Source organism: uncultured Thiodictyon sp., assembly GCA_903837595.1.
Classification (GTDB): Bacteria; Pseudomonadota; Gammaproteobacteria; order Chromatiales; family Chromatiaceae; genus Thiodictyon.
The window spans coordinates 1-2149 of the sequence record CAILVI010000397.1 but is presented as its reverse complement, the minus strand read 5'-3'; the positions used below and the strand labels follow the sequence as shown (position 1 = coordinate 2149).

The 2149-nt window shown below is 63.9% G+C and carries 2 protein-coding genes; both read right to left on the bottom strand.

Annotated features, from left to right (window positions below; genetic code table 11):
* Positions 1–398: 398 nt before the first annotated feature.
* On the bottom strand, positions 399–1142 hold the full coding sequence (locus QZY44_RS23750; protein WP_295453782.1) for a Crp/Fnr family transcriptional regulator: 744 nt from the start codon (positions 1140–1142) through the stop codon (positions 399–401).
* A 6-nt stretch (positions 1143–1148) separates the two neighbouring features.
* Complete coding sequence (locus QZY44_RS23745) at positions 1149–1994, bottom strand: response regulator (protein WP_295453780.1); 846 nt, start codon at positions 1992–1994, stop codon at positions 1149–1151.
* Positions 1995–2149 lie beyond the last annotated feature (155 nt).

Sequence of the window (2149 nt, the reverse complement as noted above, 5' to 3'; positions counted from 1 at the left end):
GCGCTCGATCTGGTACGGGTCTGCGAATGGCTGGACGGAACGCCCGTGGCGCCGACCAGACGCTCGCGCTTTGCCAGGTTGCAGCAGGCTGCCTGAGGGGGCCGGAGAATTCGCCACCAGTGTCAGGAACGAACCCCAACACATCTCAGGCGGTACCATGGCGTTGGGGTTCCTTCGTCACCCCAACCTACGGGCTTTCGCGGTAAACCTTTTAAGGCACAGGAGAGACCAGGGCTATGCAAATTGTCCGTTCGGCTGCAATCGGTCAAAATATCCGCGCTATCGCCCTAAAGCTTGAGAAGGCGAGACAACAATATCCTTCGACGAGCTCAGGACGAACGGAAAATCGGTAACGCTTTTCAGGAAACCGCCTAATGCCCCAGCGGGAAGCCCCGATATCAAAGCGCCGCCAGCCCCTCCTGGCGGTACTGCACATCGCCCAGCAGACGGCCCAACTCCCGCTTCACCACCCCATAGCACTCGCAGGCCCGGGGCTCCAGCCCATGCCGGTCGATCACCGTGATGTGGCCCCGGCGAAAGCGGATCAGGCCGAATTGCTGCAGCTTGCCGGCGGCCTCGGTAATGCTCTCGCGGCGCACGCCCAGCATGCTGGCCACCAGCTCCTGCGTCATCACGAGCTCGCGCTCCGGCGCCCGATCCAGCGTGAGCAGCAACCAGCGGCTCAATTGCTGCTCGATCGAATGGTGACGGTTGCAGGCCGCGGTCTGCGCCATCTGCGTAAGCAGCGCCTGGGTATAGCGCAGCAACAGGCGCCGCAGCAGACCGACACCGTCGAAGGCCAGCTGTAGGCGGCGGCGCTCCAGGCGATAGGCCTGACCGGCCGTCTGCACGACTGCCGAGCTCGGCGTGGAGTCTCCACCCAGGAGGAGCCAAATGCCGATCATGCCCTCGTTGCCCACGCCGGCGGTCTCCACCGCCGCACCGCTGGCGGTGACATAGTGCAGCGAGACCACGGCACTGGTGGGAAAATAGGCATACCGCAGGCGCTGACCCGGCTCGTAGAGCATCTCGCCTAACGCCAGCGGGCAGGGTTCCAGGTGGGGCAAGAGGGCCGCGAACTCGGCATCGGGCAGCGACGCGAGCAGATGGTTCTGGTTCGGACTGTGGCGGGTTGGGGACATCGCGCGTCAACCACCCGGCGCCACAGGCGGCGGTATCCGCTGCGTGGTTTCCACGCCGATGCCGCGATAGCCGACAAAACGGCCCGCCGGGGTGAACACCGGCTCGCCGCTGACCCGGTAGTGCTGCTGCGAGCCGTCGGCATTGACGCGACTAAAGGGGAAGTCCAGAAATGGCTGGCGCTCGGCGATGGTGGTGCGCAAGGTGGTGCGCTCGGTTTCGTTCCAGCCGCCCGAAGGCCCGTCGTCGATGGCGTCCGCCGCCTCGCCGGGGATACCCAGCATCTCCATCACCGGACCTGAAACCCGGGTGAAGCAACCGGTCTCGTCCTGTTCCCAGTACCAGTCTGACGCCAACTCGGTTAGCCGGCGATAACGGGCCTCGCTCTCGCGCAACTCCGCGGTGCGGCTCTGCACCGTCTGCTCCAGCACCAGGTTGTAGGCCTCAAGCTCCCGGTATAGCAGCCGCACCTCCAGCATGTTGTGGATGCGCGTCTTGATCTCCAGCAGGTCGAAGGGCTTGCTGATGAAATCCTTGGCGCCGGCCTGCAATGCACGCAGTTTGTGTCCCGGCTGGGCGGTGAGCACGATGACCGGCAGATAACTGCCGGTGTCCTGCGCCTGCAACTGCGCCATCACCTGGAAGCCATCCATGACCGGTATCAGCAGGTCGAGCAGGATCAGGTCGTAGTCATTGCTTTGATGCAGCGCGCAGACGCTCAAGGGGTCCATCGTCGCGGTCAGGCTGGTATAGCCCGCGTCGCCGAGCAAGTTCAGCAGCAGCTGCACATTGGCGTTCTGATCGTCGACAATCAGGATGCGGGCGGCGAGTATGTCCTCTTCCAACAATTTCATGGCTTGTTTTCTATACTGAAGTTTCCCGCTTTCCGTTACGCCACGAGCGCCATAACCGCGGCGAGCAGCGGATTTTGCGGGGGTTTGCCGGGATCCGCGCAATCGATACCGAAACCCTCGCCGCCGAGGTCCTGAGCCAACCGCCGCCGCAGGTC